A 21,357-nucleotide genomic window follows, 5' to 3' on the forward strand; every position below is an offset into this window, starting at 1 on the left:
AGGGCATTCTCAACGCAAAAGTGTGCCCGATGAGTTCAAGCCCTACCCGCCCCAACCGCCGCCCGGAGCGCCTGCTGATCTTGGGCAGCACGCTCACGGTGTTGCTGATCGTGGGGGTCGTCACTGCGCTGCTGATTCGTGAACATGCCAACACCCTGCAGACGGCCAAGCGCACCGCCAACACCATCACGCAATTGATCGACGCTGACGTGCTGCGCAATGTTGAACTGTACGACATGGCCCTCAAAGGCTTGATCACTGCCACCGAGCGCACTGACCTGCAGGACGTTTCCGAAAGCATCCGGCACCTGGTGCTGTTCGATCGTTCCGCTGCGGCGCCCTACAAGGGCGATATCCTACTGTTGGACCCGGCTGGCGAGGTGATTGCCGATTCGTCCCTGCTGACGCCCAAGCTGGGTAACTTTGCCGACCGGGATTATTTTCAGGCACACCGCACCAACCCCGACCTGGGCTTGTATATCAGCCGTCCGTTCATGGCGCGCTGCCAGTGTGCCGCCCCCTGGCGCATCGCGTTCAGCCGTCGCGTTTCGTCACCGGATGGGCGTTTTCTGGGCGTGGCGGTCGCGTCCATGCGCCTGTCGTACTTTCATCAGTTATTCAGCAGCTTGAACATTGGCAACAACAGCACCATCAACCTGCTCAACCACCAAGGCATCCTGCTGGCGCAAGAGCCTTTGCTGGAAGTGGATATCATCGACAAGGACCTGAGCCAGCGCCCGAATGTGGCGCGCATGCTGCGCGAACGGGATGGCAGCTTCCAAAGCATCTCCAGCGTCGATCGCCACGCACGGCTCTACAGCTTTTCTAATGTGGGCGACTTGCCGCTGATCGTGGCAGTGGCCTTGTCCAGCGATGAAATGTTCGCACCCTGGCGGCGTGCGGCGTGGTTGGTCAGCATCGCGACCGGAGTGTTGTGCGTGGGCCTGTTGTGGCTGACCTGGGCGCTGTGCATGGAGCTGCGCCGTCGCCATCGCGCCGAACAGGTGCTGTCAGAACTGGCAGCCACCGACGCCCTTACCGGCCTGGCCAACCGCCGCACCCTGGACGAACGCTTGCGGCTGGAATGGGACCGGGCACAACGCTCCACCGAGTCGTTGAGCGTGCTGATGATCGATGTAGACAACTTCAAGGCCTTCAACGACCGCCATGGTCACCAGGGCGGCGATGAGGCCTTGCGTGTAGTTGCGCAGGTGATCGCCAGCCATATCCGCCGCCCTGCCGACCTGGCGGCGCGGTATGGCGGTGAAGAGTTCGCGGTGGTACTGCCCAATACCGACACCAAGGGGGCGTGGGTAATCGCCGAGCATATCCGCGAGGGGGTCCAGTACTTGCCAAAAGTGGCCGGGGACGAGCAACCGATCACCGTAAGCATCGGCTTGAGTACCTGGCAGAAGCACAGCCGTATTTCCCTTGAGGACCTGCTGCTCAAGGCTGACCAAGCGTTGTATCAGGCCAAGCACAGCGGCCGTAACCGGACAATGGATACCACAACCCACCCCCTGTAGGAGCGAGCTTGCTCGCGAAGAACGTCAACGATAACGAGGGATTCCTGAATGCGCAGGGTGCTCTCAGGTTTTTCGCGAGCAAGCTCGCTCCTACAGGGGGCAAACGTCGGACATAAAAAAAGGCCACCCGAAGGCAGCCTTTCAAAACTAAAGAAAGAGAGTTGTTACTTACACCGCCGCAACGGGACGCATGTAAGAGATCGGTGCGGTGCTGGCATCTTCGAAGGTCACGACTTCCCAAGCGTCTGTCTGCTCAATCAACTTGCGCAGCAGCTGGTTGTTAAGGGCGTGGCCCGACTTGAAGCCTTTGAACTCGCCTATCAGGCTATTGCCCAGCAGGTAGAGGTCACCGATTGCATCGAGGATCTTGTGCTTCACGAATTCGTCTTCATAGCGAAGGCCGTCTTCGTTCAGTACACCATCCGCGTCGACCACGATGGCGTTTTCCACGCTGCCGCCGAGTGCGAGGTTGTGCTTGCGCAGGTACTCGATGTCACTCATGAAACCAAAGGTACGGGCGCGGCTGACTTCTTTTACGAACGAAGTGCTGGAAAAATCCACGCTTGCACTTTGGGTGCGGTCACGGAATACCGGGTGATCGAAATCGATCTCAAAGCTCACTTTAAAGCCTTCGAACGGGACGAAGGTGGCGCGCTTGTCGCCGTCTTCTACTGTCACTTCCCGCAGAATGCGAATGAACTTCTTGGCTGCGTCCTGTTCTTCCAGGCCGGCAGATTGAATCAAGAATACGAAGGGGCCAGCGCTGCCATCCATGATCGGGACTTCGGACGCGGAGAGCTCGACGTAGGCGTTATCGATGCCCAGGCCAGCCATGGCCGAGAGCAAGTGCTCCACCGTGTCCACTTTGACGTCACCGTTGACCAATGTGGTCGACATAGTGGTTTCGCCAACGTTTTCCGCGCGAGCAGGAATCTGCACCACAGGGTCCAGGTCGGCACGCACAAACACGATGCCGGTGTCGACAGGTGCAGGCTTGAGGGTCAGGTATACCTTCTCCCCGGAGTGCAGACCTACACCTGTGGCACGAATAATATTCTTCAGGGTGCGTTGTTTAATCATGGCTTGGACCGCTTCAGCGCAAATTGCGAACTGGTATCAACAAAGGCTGGCGATAATAGCAGACCAGACCTTTGCTGAACACCAATCACCTTCATAGCCCTGATACATTCCATTAATCGGCCTGACGACGCAGGAATGCCGGGATGTCCAGGTAGTCCAAGTCATCTTGCGGATTCGGGCTACGGGACGCCGCAGCACCGGCCTGAGCCTGGTTGCGCATCACGGTCGGACGGTCCAGGTCACGGTAGTTCACCGACGGCAGTTCCTGGCGAGCAGGGGCTGGAGCGGCAGCTGCCTGGCTGGCCTGGGTGGTGTGCAGGGTGTTGTCGATGACCTTCACAGGCTTCTCGATTTTCGCACCCAGGCCGGTAGCGACCACGGTTACATGCAGCTCATCGCGCATGTCCGGATCGATAACGGTACCGACTTTGACCATGGCGTGCTCGGAAGCGAAGGCTTCGATGATGCTACCCACGTCGGAGTACTCACCCAGGGACAGGTCGGGACCTGCGGTGATGTTCACCAGAATGCCGCGTGCACCTTGCAGGTTCACGTCTTCGAGCAACGGGTTGCGGATGGCCGCTTCGGTGGCTTCGCGCGCACGGTTCGGACCGCTGGCGCAGCCAGTGCCCATCATCGCCATGCCCATTTCGCTCATGACCGTACGTACGTCGGCAAAGTCGACGTTGATCATGCCTGGGCGCTTGATGATGTCGGAGATACCGCGAACGGCACCGGCCAGTACATCGTCAGCCTTGGCGAAGGCGGACAGCAGGCTGGCATCCTTGCCCAGGATGGTCAGCAGCTTCTCGTTGGGGATGGTGATCAACGAGTCGACGCTTTCAGACAGCAGACGGATACCTTCGTCGGCGATCTGCATGCGCTTGCGGCCTTCGAACGGGAACGGACGCGTCACGACAGCAACGGTCAGAATCCCCATTTCCTTGGCCACTTCGGCAATGATCGGTGCAGCACCGGTACCGGTACCGCCGCCCATGCCGGTGGTGATGAACACCATGTTGGTGCCTTGCAGCACTTCGGCAATACGCTCGCGGTCTTCCAGGGCGGCTTGACGGCCGACTTCCGGATTGGCGCCAGCGCCGAGGCCTTTGGTCACCGCGGTGCCCAATTGCAGGATGGTCCGCGCGCCGATGCTTTTGAGCGCCTGGGCATCAGTGTTGGCGCAGATGAACTCAACGCCTTCAATGTTGCTCTTGACCATGTGGTTGACAGCGTTGCCGCCGCCACCGCCGACACCGATTACTTTGATAACCGGGCTAGCGGGGATATTGTCTACGAGTTCGAACATGTTCCCTCTCCTTTCATTTTCTCTAGTTTTTTCGCCTACTGCTTGTTGCGGGTGTTGCGGTGTCGCGGTAAATCTTTAGAAATTGCCTTTTACCCAAGCCTGCAGCCGCTCGAACAACGGCGCTTTGGCTTCGTCATCGCTGCGGTAGCTGTCACGGATGCTCGGGCCCGACAGGGAAATGCCGTCGGTCTGTTTTTGCAGCCCGTACAACAGCAAGCCCACACCGGTGGAATAAATCGGGTTGCGCACCACGTCGCCCAGGCCCTTCACGCCATGGGGCACGCCCAGGCGCACCGGCATGTGGAAGATCTCTTCGGCCAACTCGACCGCGCCTTCCATCTTCGAGGTGCCACCGGTCAGCACGATGCCGGCCGGGATCAAATCTTCGTAGCCGCTGCGGCGCAGTTCAGCCTGGATCAGGGTGAACAGCTCGTCGTAGCGTGGCTCGACCACTTCGGCCAGGGCCTGGCGCGACAGCTCGCGGGGTGGACGATCACCCACGCTTGGCACCTTGATGGTCTCGCCGGCACCGGCCAGCTTGGCCAGGGCGCAGGCGTAGCGGATCTTGATTTCTTCGGCGTACTGGGTCGGTGTGCGCAGCGCCATGGCGATGTCGTTGGTGACCTGGTCGCCGGCAATCGGGATCACCGCGGTGTGACGGATCGCACCCTCGGTGAAGATCGCGATGTCGGTGGTGCCGCCGCCGATGTCCACCAGGCACACGCCCAGCTCTTTTTCGTCGTCGGTGAGTACCGAGTAGGCCGAGGCCAACTGCTCGAGAATGATGTCATCGATTTCCAGGCCGCAGCGACGCACGCATTTTTCAATGTTCTGTGCAGCGTTGACGGCGCAGGTCACCACGTGAACCTTGGCTTCCAGACGCACGCCCGACATGCCCAGGGGCTCGCGAACGCCTTCCTGGTTGTCGATCACGTAGTCCTGCGGCAGGGTGTGCAGCACGCGCTGGTCCGCTGGGATCGCCACGGCCTGGGCAGCGTCGAGCACGCGCTCAAGGTCGGCCGAGCTGACTTCACGGTCGCGGATCGCCACGATGCCGTGGGAGTTCAGGCTGCGGATGTGGTTGCCGGCCACGCCGACGAACGCCGAGTGAATCCGGCAACCGGCCATCAGCTGCGCTTCTTCGATAGCGCGCTGGATCGATTGCACGGTGGACTCGATGTTCACCACCACGCCCTTCTTCAGGCCCCGGGACGGATGCGTGCCAATACCGACGATTTCGATCGCGCCGTCTTCCCCGACCTCGCCCACCAGCGCCACCACCTTGGAGGTGCCGATATCGAGACCGACGATCATTTTGCCGCTTTGCACGTTTGCCATGGGTCCTGCCTCTTCTTAATTCTTCGCGACAGCGGGTTGTGCTGCCGTGGGCGCAGCCGGTGTACGCCAGCCGACGGCCAGGCCGTTGGCGTAACGCAGGTCGACGCTCGCAATGTTCGTAATCTGTTCTTTCAAGGTTTTTTCATAGATGGCAATAAAGCGGCGCATCTTTTCCACCAAGCGGTCGCGTCCCAGCAACAACTCGATGCCCGGGCCGGAACTGCCTGCCCCGGTCGTCAAAAACCAACTGCCCCGCTCACGCAATTCCAGGCGTGCAATGGAGAAGCCCAGTGGCCGCAGCATCTGGCTCAAGGCCTGGTACTGCTGCATCACTTGCTGCTGCGCCCGCTGCGGCCCGAACAGCTGCGGCAGGTGTTCATAGTTGGCCAGCTCACGCGGGGTGAACGCCTGGCCCTGGTTGTTCAACAGCGCTTCATCGCCCCAACGGGCCACGGGCAGTTGTTCTTCCAGGCGGATCGTCACCTGGTCCGGCCATACACGGCGAACTTCGGCATGGGCGATCCACGGCATCTGTTCCAGCTCCGAGCGCATGCCCGCCAGGTCGATGGTAAAGAAGCTCGCCGCCAGGTATGGGCCGATGCGCTGCTGTACCGCTTGCTGGCTGATGTAGCTCAGGTCGCCCTGCACACTGATCTTGGTGATCGGCCGGTCGGCATACGGCAACAGGCGCTGCGCGCCTTCGTACGTACCAAAGCCCAACACCACCAGCAGCACCGGCCAGAACAGCGCCTTGATAAAACCAAAGTTGGCTTTTGGCAGGCGCGAAGACATCGGCTCTTTAGCCACCATTCGGCTTGCACCCCGTGGCACCGGCTTGCGGCTCGGTGCTTGTGGGGGCTGATGACGAAGCGATGCGCCGTTCATGTGTTTAGCCTCTTGGCTCAATGCTGTCGGCCAGGATCGCCAGCACTAACTGCTGGAAATCCAGACCGGCGGCACGGGCTGCCATGGGAACCAGGCTGTGGTCGGTCATGCCCGGTGCGGTGTTGACTTCAAGGAACCAGAAATTCCCTTGGTCATCCTGCATCACGTCTGCCCGCGCCCAACCGGCGATACCCAGCGCCTCACAGGCTTTCGCCGTGAGGTCCATCAATTCTTGTTCCTTGGTTGCTTCGAGGCCGCATGGGATCCGGTACTGAGTATCGGAAGCCAGGTACTTGGCGTCGTAGTCATAAAAGGTGTGGGGCGTGCCCAAAGCGATGGGCGGCAATACCTGGCCACGCAGGGTGGCGATGGTGTACTCGGGACCGGAAATCCACTGTTCCACCAACACTTGCGAATCGTAGGTACTTGCCGCTTTCCATGCGTCGATCAATTCGGCGGCCGAGTTCACTTTGGCCATGCCGATACTGGAGCCTTCATGGGCTGGTTTGACGATCAAAGGCAGGCCCAGTTCCTTGGCCGCAGAAATACAATCGTCTTCGCTGCACAATACGGCGTGACGCGGGGTCGGAATGCCCAGGCTGTGCCACACCTGCTTGGTGCGCAACTTGTCCATCGCCAGGGCCGAGGCGAGGATGCCGCTGCCGGTGTAAGGGATGCCGGCGCATTCGAGCAGGCCCTGCATGCTGCCGTCTTCACCGCCACGGCCGTGAAGAATGAGAAAGGCGCGGTCGATCTTCTCGGCCTGCAGGCGGGCAAGGAAATCATCGCCCACATCGATACCGAACGCGTTCACGCCAGCACTTTGCAGCGCCTCAAGCACCGCATTGCCGGACTTGAGCGACACTTCGCGCTCGGCGCTCTTGCCGCCGAACAGCACGGCCACGCGACCGAAGTCGGCAGGCGCAAGGGTGGAAAACAGGGAGCCGTAGTCAGTGGTCATTTCGACTTCCCCTTGGCGGCAGCAAACAGCGGGCTCGCCAGCAACTTGGGCGCAAGGCCACCGATATCACCGGCGCCCTGGCACAGCAGGATGTCGCCGGCACGCAGCAGCGGCTTGACGATAGGCGCCAGGTCCACGCCACGCTCGATGTAGATCGGGTCCAACTGGCCGCGCTGGCGGATGCTGTTGCACAGCTTGCGGCTGTCAGCGCCCGGGATCGGTTCTTCACCGGCCGGGTAGACTTCCATCAGCAGCAGCACGTTGGCATCGGCCAGTACATTGACGAAATCGTCGTACAAGTCGCGGGTACGGCTGTAGCGGTGCGGCTGGTACACCATCACCAGCCGGCGCTCCGGCCAGCCACCGCGCACGGCCTTGATCACGGCCGCAACTTCGGTCGGGTGGTGACCGTAGTCGTCCACCAGCATCACGTCACCGCCTTCAACCGGCAGTTGGCCGTAGACCTGGAAGCGACGGCCCACACCGGCAAAGCGCGACAGGCCCTCGACGATGGCTTCATCGCTGACGCCCTCATCGGTGGCAATGCAGATGGTCGCCAGGGAGTTCAGCACGTTGTGGTTGCCCGGCATGTTCACCGACACGTCCAGCGGCTCGCGATCAGGACGCAGCACGGTAAAGAAGGTTTGCATGCCTTTCTGGCGCACATTGATTGCGCGCACGTCGGCGTCTTCGCTGAAGCCGTAGGTCACGGTCGGGCGCTTGACCTGGGGCAGGATTTCACGCACTACCGGGTCGTCCAGGCACACCACCGCCAACCCGTAAAACGGCAGGTTGTGCAGGAAGTCGACGAAGGTTTTCTTCAACTTGTTGAAGTCGCCGTCGTAGGTGGCCATATGGTCTTCGTCGATGTTGGTGACGACGGCGACCAGCGGTTGCAGGTGCAGGAAGCTCGCATCACTTTCATCGGCTTCGGCGATCAGGTAGCGGCTGGTGCCGAGCTGGGCATTGGTGCCAGCTGCATTCAGGCGGCCACCGATGACGAAGGTCGGGTCCAGGCCACCGGCGGCGAACACCGAGGCGATCAGGCTGGTGGTGGTGGTCTTGCCATGGGTACCGGCGACGGCGATGCCGTGGCGATAGCGCATCAGCTCGGCGAGCATCTCGGCACGCGGCACCACAGGGATACGGCGCTCAAGGGCGGTGGCCACTTCCGGGTTGGAGGTGTTCACGGCGCTGGACACCACCAGCACATCGGCCTCGGCGGCGTTCTCGGCACGGTGGCCGATAAAGATCTGCGCGCCGAAGGACTTCAGGCGCTCGGTGACCGGCGACTCTTTCAAGTCCGAGCCGGACACCTGGTAGCCCAGGTTCAGCAACACTTCGGCGATGCCGCACATGCCCACGCCACCGATACCGACGAAGTGAATACGACGGATGCGGCGCATCTCGGGTTGCGGCATGGCTTTCTGATTCTCAACCATGGGCCACCTCCAGGCAGATATCGACCACGGTGCGGGTTGCGTCAGGTTTGGCCAGGCGGCTTGCGGTGCTCGCCATGCTGTTGAGTCGTTCCGGTTGCATCAAAACCTCGGTCAGGCGTGCGGCCAAATCGGCGGCGCCAGTCGTTCTTTGCGGCAGCAGGAAGGCAGCGCCCTCCCCGGCCAAATATTCGGCGTTGCGGGTCTGGTGATCGTCGATAGCGTGGGGCAAAGGCACCAGCAAGGACGGCAGACCGGCGGCCGCCAGTTCACTGACGGTCAGCGCACCAGCGCGGCAGACCACCAGGTCGGCCCAGCCATAGGCTTGGGCCATGTCTTTGATGAAGGGCTGTACGTTGGCCTCTACACCGGCCTCGCGATAACGCGCGGCGGTGACTTCATCGTGGTTCTTGCCGGCCTGGTGGAAGATCTCCGGGCGCACATCCTCAGGAAGTTGCGCAACGGCTTCAGGCAGCAATTTATTCAGTGGCTCGGCGCCCAGGCTTCCGCCCAGGATCAGCAGGTGAGCCTTGCGCCCCGCCAGCGCGTCACGCGCAATGGCCATGAACAGTTCGGTACGCACCGGGTTGCCGGTGGTGCGCAGCTTGTCGGAGGCGGCGAAGGTTTTCGGGAAGGCTTCACACACCCGCGCAGCCAACGGCACCAGCAGACGGTTAGCGGTACCGGCGACGGCATTCTGTTCGTGAACGATCACCGGCACGCCCGCGAGTTTCGCCGCGACGCCACCGGGGCCGGTCACATAACCGCCAAAGCCGAGCACACACACTGGCTTGAGCTCGCGAATGATCTTGCGCGCCTGCATGACCGCCTTGAGCAACACGAACGGCGCCTTAAGCAGGGACAACTTGCTCTTGCCACGCAAACCGGTGACGTTGATCAAATGCAACGGCAAGCCGGCATTGGGCACCAATTCGTTTTCGATGCCACGGGGCGTACCCAGCCAGTGCACGGTGTAGCCACGGTTCTGGAATTCACGGGCGCAAGCCAGGGCCGGGAACACATGGCCCCCGGTGCCGCCCGCCATGATCAGCACGTTAGCGCCCATGGGTCGGCTCCTCGGCGAAGTCGCTCTCGCTGAACTCCATCTCTTCGCTGCCCAGGTGGGTACGGCTCTCCCACTCGATACGCAGCAACAAGCCGAGACAGGCGCAGCAAATCACCAACGAACTGCCGCCATAACTGAGGAACGGCAAGGTCAAGCCCTTGGTCGGCAGCAGGCCGACGTTCACGCCGATGTTGATCAGGAACTGGCCGATCCACAGGAAGGCCAACCCATAAGCCACGTAGGCAGCGAAGAACTGCTTGGCCTTCTCGGCCCACAAGCCGATGTACATGGCGCGCACGCAGACGAATACAAACAGCGCAACGGTGCACAGCGAACCCACCACACCCAACTCCTCGGCCAATACCGAGAACACGAAGTCGGTGTGGGCTTCCGGCAGGTAGAACTGCTTCTGCACACTGTTGCCCAGGCCCACGCCCAGCCACTCGCCGCGACCGAAGGCGATCAGCGCCTGGGTCAACTGGTAGCCGGAGCCGAACTGGTCGGACCAGGGGTCGGTAAAGGTGATCAAACGCGCCATCCGGTAGGGTTGCGCCTGCACCAGGATGGTCACGGCCGCCACCGCCAGCACCACCATCAAGGTGAAGCGGAACAGCCCGACCCCACCCAGGAACAGCATCGCGGCGGCGGCGCCCATCATTACCACCGTGGCGCCGAAGTCGGGCTCCATCAGCAACAGGCCAGCCATGGGCAGCAGCACGACGAACGGCTTGAAGAAGCCCATCCAGCTTTCGCGTACTTCTTTCTGACGGCGCACCAGGTAACCGGCGAGGTAGATCACCACGAACACCTTGGCGATTTCCGAAGGCTGCACGTTGAACGCGCCGAAGCCGATCCAGCGCATCGAACCATTCACCTCGCGGCCAATGCCCGGCACGATCACCATGACCAGCAAGCCGAACGCACCGATCAGCATCAGCCAACCCAGACGCTGCCAGGTGGCAATCGGGATCATCATGGTGACGATGCAGGCGCCCAGGCCGATGACCAGGTACACCAGGTGACGGATCATCATGTACAGCGTGTTGCCCGACTGCACGGCAGCCACTTCGGAGGACGCCGAGGTGATCATCACCAGGCCCAGGCCGAGCAGCGCCAGGCAACCGGCGAGCATAGGGAAATCAAGGTCAATGCCGCGCCCGGTAATGATCGGCGACGGGTATGGCTTGATGATGTTTCTCAGGTTGAGGCTCATGCCAAAGCCTCCACGGCGCGGGCGAACAGGTGGCCGCGCTCTTCATAGTTCTTGAACATGTCGAAGCTGGCGCACGCGGGCGACAGCAACACCGCATCGCCGGGCTGAGCCAGGGCTTTGCACTGGGCAATCGCATCGTCCAGGGAAGCTGCGCGTACTTGCGGTACAGCGTCACCGAGGGCGGCGGCGATCAGGTCCGAATCGCGGCCCATCAGCACCACGGCACGGCAATGGGCGGCCACTGGCGCTTTAAGGTCCTTGAAGTCGGCACCCTTGCCATCGCCACCGGCGATCAGCACCAGCTTGCCGTCGATATCGGCACCCAGGCCTTCGATGGCCGCCAGGGCCGCACCGACGTTGGTGGCTTTGGAGTCGTTGTAATAGCTGACGCCATTGAGGTCGCGCACCCACTGGCAGCGATGCTCAAGCCCGGCAAAGGTGCGCAGGCTGGCAAGCATGGCGTCGAATGGCAGGCCAACCGCGTGACCGAGCGCCAAGGCCGCCAGGGCATTGGACTGGTTGTGTGCGCCACGGATCTTCAGTTCGCGTACCGGCATCAGGTTCTGGAATTCGAACGCCAGGTACTTCTCGCCGTTCTCTTCACGAATGCCGAAGCCTTTGAAGTCCGGTTTGCCCAGGCCGAAAGTCCAGCAGGGCATGCCCTCGCCCATCAGCGGACGGCTCAGGGCATCCTGGCGGTTGACTACAAATTGCTTGGCGCCACGGAAGATCCGGTGCTTGGCCAGGTGATAAGCCGGCAGGCCGCTGTAGCGGTCCATATGGTCTTCGCTGACGTTCAATACTGTCGCCACTTCGGCGCCCAGGTCGTGGGTGGTTTCCAGCTGGAAGCTCGACAATTCCATCACGTACAGCTCGACGTCGTCGCTGAGCAGGTCGAGCGCCGGCACGCCAAGATTGCCGCCGACAGCCACACGCTTGCCCGCCGCCGCTGCCATCTCGCCCACCAGGGTGGTGACGGTGCTTTTGGCGTTGGAGCCGCTGATGGCCACGATCGGTGCCTTGGCGTTGCGCGCGAACAGGTCGATATCGCCAGACAGCTTCACGCCACGGGCCGCCGCCGCTTGCAGGGCCGGTGTCGCCAGGGCCAGGCCCGGGCTCACGTAGAGCTCATCGGCACGGCACAGAAACTCGACATCCAGCTCGCCACAACGCACTTCCACGTGCGGGTAGTCACGGCGCAGCGTGACCAGCTCCGGTGGATTTTCCCGCGTATCGGCCACGGCAAACGACGTGCCCCGGTTCGCCAGGAAGCGAACCAGGGACATGCCGCTCTTGCCGAGGCCGACAACGATGCGGAAGTGGTCAGAAGCGATCAGGGACACTCGTTTCTACCTCAGTTTCAGGGTGGCAAGGCCGACCAGTACCAGAATCACGGTGATGATCCAGAAGCGGACAATCACGCGTGGCTCAGGCCAGCCCTTGAGTTCAAAGTGGTGGTGAATCGGCGCCATGCGGAACACGCGGCGCCCGGTCAACTTGAAGGACGCCACCTGGATGACCACCGACAGGGTTTCCATCACGAACACGCCGCCCATGATGAACAGCACGATTTCCTGGCGAACGATCACCGCGATGGTGCCCAAGGCCGCGCCCAGCGCCAGTGCGCCGACGTCGCCCATGAAGACTTGTGCCGGGTAGGTGTTGAACCACAGGAACCCCAGGCCGGCACCGATCAGCGCGCCGCAGAACACGATCAGTTCACCAGCGCCCGGTACATACGGAATCAGCAAGTATTCAGCGAATTTCACGTTACCCGACAGGTAGCAGAAGATGCCGAGCGCGCCGCCCACCATCACCGTCGGCATGATCGCCAGGCCGTCGAGGCCGTCGGTCAGGTTCACCGCGTTGCTGGAGCCGACGATTACGAAGTAGGTCAGCACCACAAATCCGACACCCAGCGGGATGCTCACATCCTTGAGCATCGGGATGATCAAGGTGGTTTCCACGGCGCTTGGCGCGGTGGTGTACAGGAAGATCGCGGCGGCCAGGCCGAACACCGACTGCCAGAAATACTTCCAGCGGCTTGGCAGCCCCTTGGAGTTTTTCTCGATCACTTTGCGGTAGTCATCCACCCAGCCGATGGCACCGAACAGCAGGGTCACCAGCAGCACCACCCACACATAGCGGTTGTGCAGATCGGCCCAGAGCAAGGTGCTGACGCCGATGGACGACAGGATCAGCGCACCGCCCATGGTGGGCGTGCCGGACTTGGACAGGTGCGACTGCGGGCCGTCGTTACGAACCGATTGACCAATTTGCAGGTTCTGCAGGGTGCGGATCATCCACGGCCCTAAAAACAGCGACAAAGACAGCGCGGTCAGCACACCCAGGATCCCGCGCAGGGTCAGGTACTGGAAGACCGCGAAGCCTTTGTGGAACTGTTGCAGATACTCAGCCAGCAGCAGCAGCATTAATGTTTCTCCGTACTTGAGCCACACAAGGCTGCGACGACGTTTTCCATCACCGCGCTGCGCGATCCCTTGATCAAAATGGTTGTGTGTTTGTCATGTTCAGCCGCCGTCAACGCCTGGATCAGCTCGGCCTGGCTGGCGAAATGCCGCGCGCCAGGGCCGAAAGCGTTGACCGCATGGGCCATGTTCGTGCCAACGGCGTAGAGCGCGTCCACTTTGCCAGCGGCATAGGCGCCGACTTCACGGTGACCTTGTTCAGCCCAATCGCCCAATTCGCCGATGTCGCCCAGCACCAGCACCTTGCGCCCCTCAAAGCCTTTGAGCAGGTCCACAGCGGCATTGATGGAGGACGGGTTGGCGTTGTACGTGTCATCAATCACGCGCATGCCGTTGCCGGCCAGTTGCGCCACGGTGCGGCCCTTGACCGGCTGCACCGCGCCCAGGCCTGTGGCAATACCGAACAGCGACACACCCAGGGCATGGGCGGCAGCGGCGGCGGCCAAGGCGTTGGCGACGTTATGATTGCCCAGCAGGTTCAACTGCACGTGCTCGTCACCCTGCGGGGTGTGCAAGGTGAAGGACGGGCAGCCACGGGCATCGACATTGATGTGGGAAGCATGGAAGTCGGCTGCGGCATTCAGCACGGCAAACGTCAGGACCTTGCGACCGGCGGCGCGTACACGCCAGGTCTCGAAGGCCTTGTCATCCAGGTTCAGTACCGCAGTGCCCGAAGCATCGAGGCCTTCAAGGATTTCGCCCTTGGCTTCGACGATTTTTTCCGGGCCGCCGAACTCGCCGACATGGGCGGTACCGGCGTTGTTGATGATCGCCACGTGCGGCTGGGTCAGCGCCACGGTGTAGGCGATTTCGCCGATGCGCGAAGCCCCCAGTTCAATCACTGCCGCCGTGTGTTCCGGGGCCAGTTCGAGCAGGGTCAGCGGTGCGCCGAAATCATTGTTCAGGTTGCCACGGGTGGCGAGTACAGGCCCGCGCGTACGCAAGATGCCGGCAAGCAGTTCCTTGACCGTGGTCTTGCCGCTGGAACCGGTAATGGCCGCCACCGGCTTATCAAAAGCGGCACGGTTAAGCGCACCCAGTTGGCCCAGGGCCAGGCGGGTGTCGGCTACCAGCAATTGCGGCAAGGCAGAATCGGCCACTTCACGCTGTACCAGGGCACCGACAGCACCTTTGGCGGCAACGTCGTTGAGGTAGTCGTGACCATCGAAACGCGGACCGGCCAGGGCGACAAACAGTTGCCCCGGCTGGATGTTACGGCTGTCGATACTCACGCCGTTGAATGTGCAGTCGCTCGACAGCACACGGGCCGACAGGGCCTGGGCCAGCTCGCTGAATGTCATCGCTTTAAGCATGGGCGACCTCCCAGGCGGTCAAGGCGTGATCCGCCTCGACCAGATCGGAGAAGGCATGGCGCTCACCGTTGATTTCCTGATAGTCCTCGTGGCCTTTGCCCGCGAGCACCACTACGTCGTCCGCGCCGGCACTGGCGATCAACTGCGCGATGGCAGCGCCACGGCCCGCGACGAAGGTGACCTTGGAGGCGTCTTTGAAGCCGACACGGATGTCATCGAAAATCTGGCTGGGGTCTTCGCTGCGCGGGTTGTCGTCGGTGACGAGTACGCCATCGGCCAAGCGCTCGACAATCTCGGCCATCAATGGGCGCTTGCCGCGATCGCGATCACCGCCACACCCGAACAGGCACAGCAGTTTGCCCTTGGCATGTGGGCGCAGGGCTTCGAGGACTTTTTCCAGGGCATCCGGGGTGTGGGCGTAATCGACCACCACCAACGGTTGCGTGCCGCCACCCAGGCGCTGCATACGACCGGCCGGGCCTTCCAGCTTCGGCAGTACGCGCAGGATTTCATCCAGGGCGTAATCCAGGCCCAGCAGTGCGCCGATAGCGGCGAGCACGTTGCTCAGGTTGAACCGCCCGAGCAAGGTGCTGCGCAGGTGGTGCTCGCCCTGCGGCGTCACCAACGTGGCGCGCACGCCTTCGTCATTGAATTGGGCTTCGCGGCAATACAGGTAGGCGCTGGCATCTTGCAGGCTATAGCTGATCAAGCGCGCATCGCTGTCTTGCTCCGCCAGTTGGCGGCCAAATGCGTCGTCGAGATTGACGACCCGGCACTTCAGGTCATTCCAGGCAAACAGCTTGGCCTTGGCGGCGGCGTACGCCTCCATGGTGCCGTGGTAGTCGAGGTGATCGCGGGACAGGTTGGTCATCACCGCCACGTCAAAGGCCAGGGCAGTGACACGCCCTTGGTCCAGGCCATGGGACGACACTTCCATGGCAACCGCCTTGGCGCCGGCCTTTTTCAGGTCGGCCAAGGTCGCTTGCACGGCTATCGGGTTTGGCGTGGTGTGCAGGCCGCTTTGCAGCGCGCCATAGAAACCGGTGCCCAGGGTGCCAACGATGCCGCAGTGCTGACCCAGCAGGTCCAACGCCTGGGCGACCAATTGGGTCACGCTGGTCTTGCCGTTGGTGCCCGTCACGCCAACCAGGTTGAGTTGGCGGCTCGGGTCACCGTAGAAACGCCCGGCGATGTCGGACAGCTGCGCAGCCAGGCCCTTGACCGGAATCAACGGCACATCGGTGATCGGCAGCACGGTGGCGCCTTCCACTTCATACGCAACCGCAGCCGCACCACGTTGCAGGGCATCGGCGATATGCGCACGGCCATCGAGCTTGCCGCCAGGTACCGCCAGGAACAGGTCACCGGCGCGCACATTACGGCTGTCCAGGGTCAGCTCACGAATCAGCAGATCGTGGCCGGCATGGGCAAAAATCTTGTTCAGGCTAAGAGACATCAGCCGCGCCCTCCATTGGCTTTGACCGCGGCGGCCGGTGGGCCGGCGTTGGCTTGTTGGGTCGGCGGCAGGTTGTCCGGCGTGATGTTCATCAGGCGCAGGGTGCCGGACATCACTTTGCTGAACACCGGCGCCGAAACCAGGCCACCGAAGTAGCCGGCTTTACTAGGCTCGTCGATGACCACGACGATGGCGTAGCGCGGGTCGCTCATTGGACCGAAGCCGGCGAACAGCGAACGGTAGGAGTTTTCGGCATAGCCCTTGGTGCCCACCGAAGTCTTACGCGCCGTACCCGACTTGCCCGCAACGTGGTACGCCGGCACCTGAGCGCGGAAAACGCCACGCGGTGCTTCGATCACTTGTTGCAGCATGCCTTGCATGGTCTTGGCGACTTTTTCCGGGATCACCTGGGTGGCTTTTGGCGCTTCGTCGACATGGATCAGGCTCAGTGGAACCATGCGGCCGTTATTGGCCAATACCGAGAAAGCGTGGGCCAACTGGATGGCGGTCACCGACAGGCCGTAGCCGTAGGACAGCGTTGCAGTCTCGGCTTTTCTCCACTCGCGGTAGTTCGGCAGGTTGCCCACGCGCTCACCTGGGAAATCGAGACCGGTGGGTTGCCCCAGGCCGATTTTTTGCGCCAGGTGATAGATGGTCTCGCCGCCGATATCGAAGGCAACTTTACTCATGCCCACGTTACTGGAGTTGATCAGGATGCCTGTCAGATCCAACACCGGACCTTCAGTGCGGGATACGTCACGAATGGTGTATTTGCCCAACTGCAAGGTGCCTGGATAAACCTCGACCTTGTCGCTGGGTTTCCAGCGGCCGGTTTCCAGGGCAGCGCTCATGGAGATGGCTTTCATGGTCGAACCCGGCTCGAACACGTCGATCATTGCGCGGTTACGCATCATCGCCGGTTGCAGGTTGCGACGGTTGTTGGGGTTATAGGTCGGCTGGTTGACCATGGCGAGGATCTCGCCGGTCTTCACGTCCATGATCACCAGGCTGCCGGCCTTGGCGCCGTTCTCGATGATCGCGTTACGCAGTTCGCGGTTGGCCAGGTATTGCAGGCGCAAATCGATCGACAACGCCAGAGGCTTGCCGGCCTTGGCGTTTTTGGTGACCTGGACGTCCTTGATCAATCTGCCGCGCCGATCCTTGATGACCTGACGTTTGCCCGGAACCCCAGCCAGCCATTCGTCATAGGCCAGTTCGACCCCTTCGCGGCCGTGGTCATCGATATCGGTAAAGCCGACCATGTGCGCGGTGGTTTCACCGGCCGGGTAGAAACGCCGAAACTCCTCGATGCCATAGACACCGGGGATTTTAAGGTCGAGCACTTGCTGGCCTTGCTCAGGGGTAAGCCCGCGCACCAGGTAGATGAATTCTTTATTGGCCTGGGCTTCCAGGCGTTCGGTCAGGGCTTTGCGGTCTTGCCCCAGGGCAGCGGCCAGTTCAGGCCACTTGTCCTTGGCAACTTGCAGTTCCTTGGCGTTGGCCCATAGGGTGGTCACCGGGGTACTGACGGCCAGGGGCTCGCCGTTACGGTCGGTGATCAGGCCGCGGTGTGCAGGAATCGGAATATGCCGCAGGCTGCGGGCGTCACCCTGGCCGATCAGGAAGTCGCGATCGACCACCTGCAGGTCGAAGATGCGCCAGACGATCGCGCCCACCATCAATGCCAGCAAGCCGAGCATCAGGCGGAAGCGCCATGGGTAGAGTGCCCCTTCGAGTTTCATCATGGCGCCACCATGCGGACTTCCGCCGCGCCAGGGATGTGCATCTTCAACTGTTCGGTGGCCAGCACTTCGATACGGCTGTGGGCCGTCCAGGTGCTTTGCTCAAGGATCAACCGGCCCCACTCTGCCTGGGCTTTATCACGCACGCTCAATTCCCCGTACAGGGTATTGAGCAACTGACGGTTCCAGTGGGCGCTGTAGGACACCGCAATCGCGGACACCAGCACGCCGACAAACAGCAGCAACATAAAGAAGCTGCCGCCCGGAAGGGGCTTGGCGAAAAGCTTGCTCACCGCAACTTCTCCGCGACGCGCATGACGGCGCTACGGGAACGTGGGTTGGCCTTGAGTTCGGCTTCGGAAGCGAACTGCGCTTTGCCATGGATTTTGATTTTCGGCACAAAGGCTTCGAAACGCACCGGCAGGTTACGCGGCAGGTTGTCGGATTCGCCCTTGACCAGACGACGCATGAAGAGTTTGACGATGCGGTCTTCCAGGGAGTGGAAGCTGATCACCACCAGGTGACCGCCCACTTCCAAAGCATCCAGAGCGGCTTCGAGGCCGGCTTCCAGATCGCCCAATTCGTTGTTGACGTGAATGCGCAGGCCTTGGAACGCACGGGTCGCCGGGTTCTTGCCCTTTTCCCAGGCCGGGTTGGCGACCTTCAGCACTTCGGCCAGGTCAGCGGTGCGTTCGAACGGCTGGATTTCGCGGCGCTCGACCACGGCACGCGCCATGCGACCGGCGAAACGCTCTTCACCGTATTCCTTGAACACACGGGCGATTTCTTCCACCGGCGCGGTGGCGATGAACTGTGCGGCACTGACCCCACGGGTGGGGTCCATGCGCATGTCGAGGGGGCCGTCGTTCATGAAACTGAAGCCGCGCTCCGGGTCATCGAGCTGTGGCGAAGATACGCCCAGGTCGAGCAGAACCCCAGCCACCTTGCCCGCCATGCCGCGTTCGGCAACTTCGGCACCCAGCTCGGCAAAGCTGCGCTGCACAACGACAAAGCGGCCGTCTTCGGCCGCTAGCGCTTGCCCGGTGGCAATCGCTTGAGGGTCTTTGTCGAACCCGAGGAGTTTGCCGTCGGACCCGAGCTGGCTGAGTATCAACCGGCTATGCCCGCCCCTGCCGAATGTGCCATCGACATAGCAGCCATCGGCACGTACGGCGAGAGCCTCAACGGCTTCGTCAAGCAGTACGGTGATGTGGTTAAAGCCGCTATCAATAGTCACAGGATCAAATCACGCAGTTCATCAGGCATGGCGCCCGGTTGTTGAATAGCAGCCAGGTCCGCTGCAGACACAGCATCCCAGGCATCTTCGTCCCACAATTGGAACTTGTTCAGTTGGCCTACCAGCATTGCGCGCTTGTCCAGCTTGGCGTACTCGCGCAGCCGCGGAGGCACCAGGAAACGACCGCTGCCATCGAGCTCAAGGTCGACGGCATTACCGATCAGCAAACGCTGAAGGCGGCGGTTTTCTTCACGCAATGAAGGCAGCGCGCGCAACTTGGTTTCAATCAACTCCCACTCGTCGAGAGGGTAAACACACAAACAAGGGTCAACGGCGTCAATCGTGATGATTAACTGCCCTGAACTTCGCGAAATGAGCTCGTCACGATACCGGCTCGGCATGGCGAGACGGCCTTTTGCATCGAGACTGATAGCGTTAGCTCCGCGAAACACAGATGCGTTTCTCCAAATTTTAGCGTTTTACGTTCAAAAAACCCACTTTGTGCCACTTTCCGCCACTTGCGCACACTATAGGAATGCGCCCACCACACCGTCAAGGCGCGTATACAAGGAAAAGCCTTACAGAACGGAGATTTAGGAAGGTAAAGGGAGGAGAAACGAGAGTTTTGCGATGTTTTTGACTCAACAACAGCAAACAGCTCAAAGAGCTAGGGCTTAAAGTTAAAGTGATTTATTAAGAGTAAGATTTTTTTGGTATTACGAAGATGCATCTGCCAATGATTTGGCAGGGAGGGATTCTTGCGTTACTACCGGTTTGCGCACGAGATTCGAACACAAGGAAAAAAGGTGGAGAGTCGATCTGTAAGCCGGGTTCTGTCTTGAACAGTCATTCGTCTACGATGGCCATCACTGGACATCTTTAGCAACCTACCCGGTCCCAGCGCGGGCCACGCCTTGGGACCCTATTTGGTCTTGCTCCAAGTGGGGTTTACCTAGCCACGAACTGTTGCCAGTCGTGCGGTGCGCTCTTACCGCACCTTTTCACCCTTACCGGCACCGAAGTGCTTAGGCGGTTATTTTCTGTGGCACTTTCCGTAGGCTCACGCCTCCCAGGCATTACCTGGCACTTCGCCCTATGGAGCCCGGACTTTCCTCCCCCCCCTAATTTTCATAGAGGGCAGCGACTGTCCAATCGACTCTCCGCCGCGAAGGTTAACGGCACGGCGGCTTGAGGACAAGTATTAAAAGTGCAGCATTGCCATCACGTTCAGACGAAATACAGTTTTGGGCCCGGAACTATTCGGCCTTCTGTTTATCGAGCGCGACCTGATACAACACATTCTTGCGCACCCCGGTAATTTCGGCAGCCAGGGCGGCGGCGCGCTTGAGTGGCATTTCCTTGAGCAACAAATCGAGGACGCGCATGGCCTCGCTGCCCACCGCGTCCTCATTCTCCGGCGCGGTCCAGCCGGCTACCAGCACCACGCATTCGCCGCGCTGCTGATTGCTGTCGCCCTCGACAAACGCCCGCAACGCCTCCAGCGGCAGCCCCTTGAGGGTTTCGAAGGTCTTGGTCAACTCCCGGGCCAGCAAGGCCAGGCGCTCGCCGCCAAACACCAGCTCCATATCCTGCAAGCATTCAAGGATGCGATGCGGGGCCTCATAGAAGATCAAGGTGCGCGGCTCTTCTTTAAGCGCCTGCAGACGCGCCCGACGCCCTACAGCCTTGGCGGGCAGGAAGCCTTCGAAGATAAAGCGGTCCGAGGGCAACCCGGCGGCCGATAATGCCGCAATCAGTGCGCAGGCTCCTGGAACAGGCACTACATTGATACCAGCGGCGCGCGCCTGGCGGACCAGGTGGTAACCAGGATCGGAAATCAGCGGCGTGCCCGCGTCGGAAATCAGCGCGACGTCATCACCCGCCAAAAGACGCGTGATAAAGCGGCTACCCTCTTCACGTTCGTTGTGTTCGTGGCAGGCGGCTAATGGCGTGCTGATACCAAAATGCTGAATCAACCGTTGGGAGTGCCGCGTGTCTTCTGCCGCGATCAATTTCACCTCGCGCAACACCTTCAGCGCCCGGGCACTGATGTCGTCCAGGTTGCCAATGGGCGTCGCCACCACAAAAAGCGAGCCAGCAGTGGAATTCAAAGGACCTGGAGCAGTCAAAGCGCACACCTCGATGGTTGGCAAAAGCCACATTGTAGCGCGTAGACGCCTTGAAAATATGCCATCACGGCCGATGCCGTTTCAGCCACCGTCAGCTATTAGCAACATTTGCACGACCTAAATCCACGGTTTAACGCCATGAACATCGCGCCTGGGCCAGTGCTTGGGTACACT

General features: G+C 61.2%; 18 protein-coding genes, 1 other RNA gene and 1 pseudogene. 2 read left to right on the forward strand and 18 right to left on the reverse strand.

The window, feature by feature from the left end:
* Nucleotides 1–29 precede the first annotated feature (29 nt).
* On the forward strand, nucleotides 30–1,526 hold the full coding sequence (locus CRN80_RS02910; RefSeq protein WP_098949544.1) for a sensor domain-containing diguanylate cyclase: 1,497 nt from the start codon (nucleotides 30–32) through the stop codon (nucleotides 1,524–1,526).
* Between the two features lie 8 nt (nucleotides 1,527–1,534).
* Nucleotides 1,535–1,621: pseudogene (locus tag CRN80_RS31455) on the forward strand (outer membrane lipoprotein carrier protein LolA); the annotation flags it as partial.
* Between the two features lie 73 nt (nucleotides 1,622–1,694).
* On the opposite strand, the gene lpxC reads toward CRN80_RS31455, so the two are convergent.
* The 18 genes from lpxC to rsmI form a co-directional block, all read right to left on the reverse strand.
* On the reverse strand, nucleotides 1,695–2,606 hold the full coding sequence (gene lpxC, locus CRN80_RS02920; protein ID WP_003171886.1) for a UDP-3-O-acyl-N-acetylglucosamine deacetylase: 912 nt from the start codon (nucleotides 2,604–2,606) through the stop codon (nucleotides 1,695–1,697).
* Between the two features lie 112 nt (nucleotides 2,607–2,718).
* Entirely contained in the window at nucleotides 2,719–3,915 is a 1,197-nt protein-coding gene (gene ftsZ, locus CRN80_RS02925; protein ID WP_032893515.1) for a cell division protein FtsZ, read from the reverse strand.
* Between the two features lie 75 nt (nucleotides 3,916–3,990).
* Nucleotides 3,991–5,253 carry a cell division protein FtsA gene (gene ftsA, locus CRN80_RS02930; RefSeq protein WP_003188682.1) on the reverse strand — a complete coding sequence of 421 codons (1,263 nt, stop codon included), beginning with the start codon at nucleotides 5,251–5,253 and terminating at the stop codon, nucleotides 3,991–3,993.
* Nucleotides 5,254–5,268: 15 nt separating this feature from the next.
* Nucleotides 5,269–6,138: a cell division protein FtsQ/DivIB gene (locus CRN80_RS02935; RefSeq protein WP_032893516.1), complete on the reverse strand. Its 870-nt coding sequence runs from the start codon at nucleotides 6,136–6,138 to the stop codon at nucleotides 5,269–5,271.
* A gap of 4 nt (nucleotides 6,139–6,142) precedes the next feature.
* A complete protein-coding gene (locus CRN80_RS02940) occupies nucleotides 6,143–7,099 on the reverse strand; it encodes a D-alanine--D-alanine ligase (RefSeq protein WP_014716974.1) in 957 nt (318 codons plus the stop codon).
* Nucleotides 7,096–8,541 carry a UDP-N-acetylmuramate--L-alanine ligase gene (murC, locus tag CRN80_RS02945; RefSeq protein ID WP_032893517.1) on the reverse strand — a complete coding sequence of 482 codons (1,446 nt, stop codon included), beginning with the start codon at nucleotides 8,539–8,541 and terminating at the stop codon, nucleotides 7,096–7,098. The genes CRN80_RS02940 and murC overlap by 4 nt, the downstream gene beginning before the upstream one ends.
* Complete coding sequence (murG, locus tag CRN80_RS02950) at nucleotides 8,534–9,604, reverse strand: undecaprenyldiphospho-muramoylpentapeptide beta-N-acetylglucosaminyltransferase (protein WP_003188675.1); 1,071 nt, start codon at nucleotides 9,602–9,604, stop codon at nucleotides 8,534–8,536. Before murG ends, murC begins: the two co-directional genes overlap by 8 nt.
* The gene (gene ftsW / locus CRN80_RS02955) at nucleotides 9,594–10,817 is read right to left on the reverse strand and encodes a putative lipid II flippase FtsW (RefSeq protein ID WP_098949545.1); all 1,224 of its coding nucleotides are present in this window, start codon (nucleotides 10,815–10,817) and stop codon (nucleotides 9,594–9,596) included. The genes murG and ftsW overlap by 11 nt, the downstream gene beginning before the upstream one ends.
* The gene (gene murD / locus CRN80_RS02960) at nucleotides 10,814–12,160 is read right to left on the reverse strand and encodes a UDP-N-acetylmuramoyl-L-alanine--D-glutamate ligase (RefSeq protein WP_032893520.1); all 1,347 of its coding nucleotides are present in this window, start codon (nucleotides 12,158–12,160) and stop codon (nucleotides 10,814–10,816) included. Before murD ends, ftsW begins: the two co-directional genes overlap by 4 nt.
* 6 nt (nucleotides 12,161–12,166) lie before the next feature.
* Complete coding sequence (gene mraY, locus CRN80_RS02965; protein WP_003188670.1) at nucleotides 12,167–13,249, reverse strand: phospho-N-acetylmuramoyl-pentapeptide-transferase; 1,083 nt, start codon at nucleotides 13,247–13,249, stop codon at nucleotides 12,167–12,169.
* Nucleotides 13,249–14,619 (reverse strand): UDP-N-acetylmuramoyl-tripeptide--D-alanyl-D-alanine ligase, encoded by a 1,371-nt coding sequence (gene murF, locus CRN80_RS02970; protein ID WP_098949546.1) that lies wholly within the window; start codon nucleotides 14,617–14,619, stop codon nucleotides 13,249–13,251. The genes mraY and murF overlap by 1 nt, the downstream gene beginning before the upstream one ends.
* A complete protein-coding gene (locus CRN80_RS02975) occupies nucleotides 14,612–16,075 on the reverse strand; it encodes a UDP-N-acetylmuramoyl-L-alanyl-D-glutamate--2,6-diaminopimelate ligase (RefSeq protein ID WP_032893523.1) in 1,464 nt (487 codons plus the stop codon). The genes murF and CRN80_RS02975 overlap by 8 nt, the downstream gene beginning before the upstream one ends.
* Entirely contained in the window at nucleotides 16,075–17,817 is a 1,743-nt protein-coding gene (locus tag CRN80_RS02980; protein WP_169918656.1) for a penicillin-binding protein 2, read from the reverse strand. The genes CRN80_RS02975 and CRN80_RS02980 overlap by 1 nt, the downstream gene beginning before the upstream one ends.
* Entirely contained in the window at nucleotides 17,817–18,110 is a 294-nt protein-coding gene (ftsL, locus tag CRN80_RS02985; RefSeq protein ID WP_003188663.1) for a cell division protein FtsL, read from the reverse strand. The genes CRN80_RS02980 and ftsL overlap by 1 nt, the downstream gene beginning before the upstream one ends.
* Nucleotides 18,107–19,054: a 16S rRNA (cytosine(1402)-N(4))-methyltransferase RsmH gene (rsmH, locus tag CRN80_RS02990; protein WP_371861790.1), complete on the reverse strand. Its 948-nt coding sequence runs from the start codon at nucleotides 19,052–19,054 to the stop codon at nucleotides 18,107–18,109. Before rsmH ends, ftsL begins: the two co-directional genes overlap by 4 nt.
* Nucleotides 19,051–19,506, reverse strand: coding sequence for a division/cell wall cluster transcriptional repressor MraZ (mraZ, locus tag CRN80_RS02995; protein WP_003171868.1), 456 nt, complete (start codon nucleotides 19,504–19,506; stop codon nucleotides 19,051–19,053). Before mraZ ends, rsmH begins: the two co-directional genes overlap by 4 nt.
* A gap of 354 nt (nucleotides 19,507–19,860) precedes the next feature.
* Nucleotides 19,861–20,214, reverse strand: an RNA gene (rnpB, locus tag CRN80_RS03000) — RNase P RNA component class A.
* Between the two features lie 96 nt (nucleotides 20,215–20,310).
* The gene (rsmI, locus tag CRN80_RS03005) at nucleotides 20,311–21,216 is read right to left on the reverse strand and encodes a 16S rRNA (cytidine(1402)-2'-O)-methyltransferase (protein ID WP_098949547.1); all 906 of its coding nucleotides are present in this window, start codon (nucleotides 21,214–21,216) and stop codon (nucleotides 20,311–20,313) included.
* Nucleotides 21,217–21,357: the final 141 nt, after the last annotated feature.

This window comes from Pseudomonas sp. FDAARGOS_380 (assembly GCF_002591235.1).
Lineage (GTDB): Bacteria > Pseudomonadota > Gammaproteobacteria > Pseudomonadales > Pseudomonadaceae > Aquipseudomonas > Aquipseudomonas salmasensis.

What these genes read in the sequence shown, in the direction of transcription:
- CRN80_RS02935 (WP_032893516.1), bottom strand. Translation starts at nt 6,138, where the DNA reads ATGAACGGCGCATCGCTTCGTCATCAGCCCCCACAAGCACCGAGCCGC.
- ftsA (WP_003188682.1), bottom strand. Translation starts at nt 5,253, where the DNA reads ATGGCAAACGTGCAAAGCGGCAAAATGATCGTCGGTCTCGATATCGGC.
- rsmI (WP_098949547.1), bottom strand. Translation starts at nt 21,216, where the DNA reads ATGTGGCTTTTGCCAACCATCGAGGTGTGCGCTTTGACTGCTCCAGGT.
- ftsW (WP_098949545.1), bottom strand. Translation starts at nt 10,817, where the DNA reads ATGAGCCTCAACCTGAGAAACATCATCAAGCCATACCCGTCGCCGATC.
- CRN80_RS02910 (WP_098949544.1), top strand. Translation starts at nt 30, where the DNA reads ATGAGTTCAAGCCCTACCCGCCCCAACCGCCGCCCGGAGCGCCTGCTG.
- CRN80_RS02975 (WP_032893523.1), bottom strand. Translation starts at nt 16,075, where the DNA reads ATGTCTCTTAGCCTGAACAAGATTTTTGCCCATGCCGGCCACGATCTG.
- murF (WP_098949546.1), bottom strand. Translation starts at nt 14,619, where the DNA reads ATGCTTAAAGCGATGACATTCAGCGAGCTGGCCCAGGCCCTGTCGGCC.
- CRN80_RS02940 (WP_014716974.1), bottom strand. Translation starts at nt 7,099, where the DNA reads ATGACCACTGACTACGGCTCCCTGTTTTCCACCCTTGCGCCTGCCGAC.
- CRN80_RS02980 (WP_169918656.1), bottom strand. Translation starts at nt 17,817, where the DNA reads ATGAAACTCGAAGGGGCACTCTACCCATGGCGCTTCCGCCTGATGCTC.
- ftsZ (WP_032893515.1), bottom strand. Translation starts at nt 3,915, where the DNA reads ATGTTCGAACTCGTAGACAATATCCCCGCTAGCCCGGTTATCAAAGTA.
- lpxC (WP_003171886.1), bottom strand. Translation starts at nt 2,606, where the DNA reads ATGATTAAACAACGCACCCTGAAGAATATTATTCGTGCCACAGGTGTA.
- murC (WP_032893517.1), bottom strand. Translation starts at nt 8,541, where the DNA reads ATGGTTGAGAATCAGAAAGCCATGCCGCAACCCGAGATGCGCCGCATC.
- mraY (WP_003188670.1), bottom strand. Translation starts at nt 13,249, where the DNA reads ATGCTGCTGCTGCTGGCTGAGTATCTGCAACAGTTCCACAAAGGCTTC.
- murG (WP_003188675.1), bottom strand. Translation starts at nt 9,604, where the DNA reads ATGGGCGCTAACGTGCTGATCATGGCGGGCGGCACCGGGGGCCATGTG.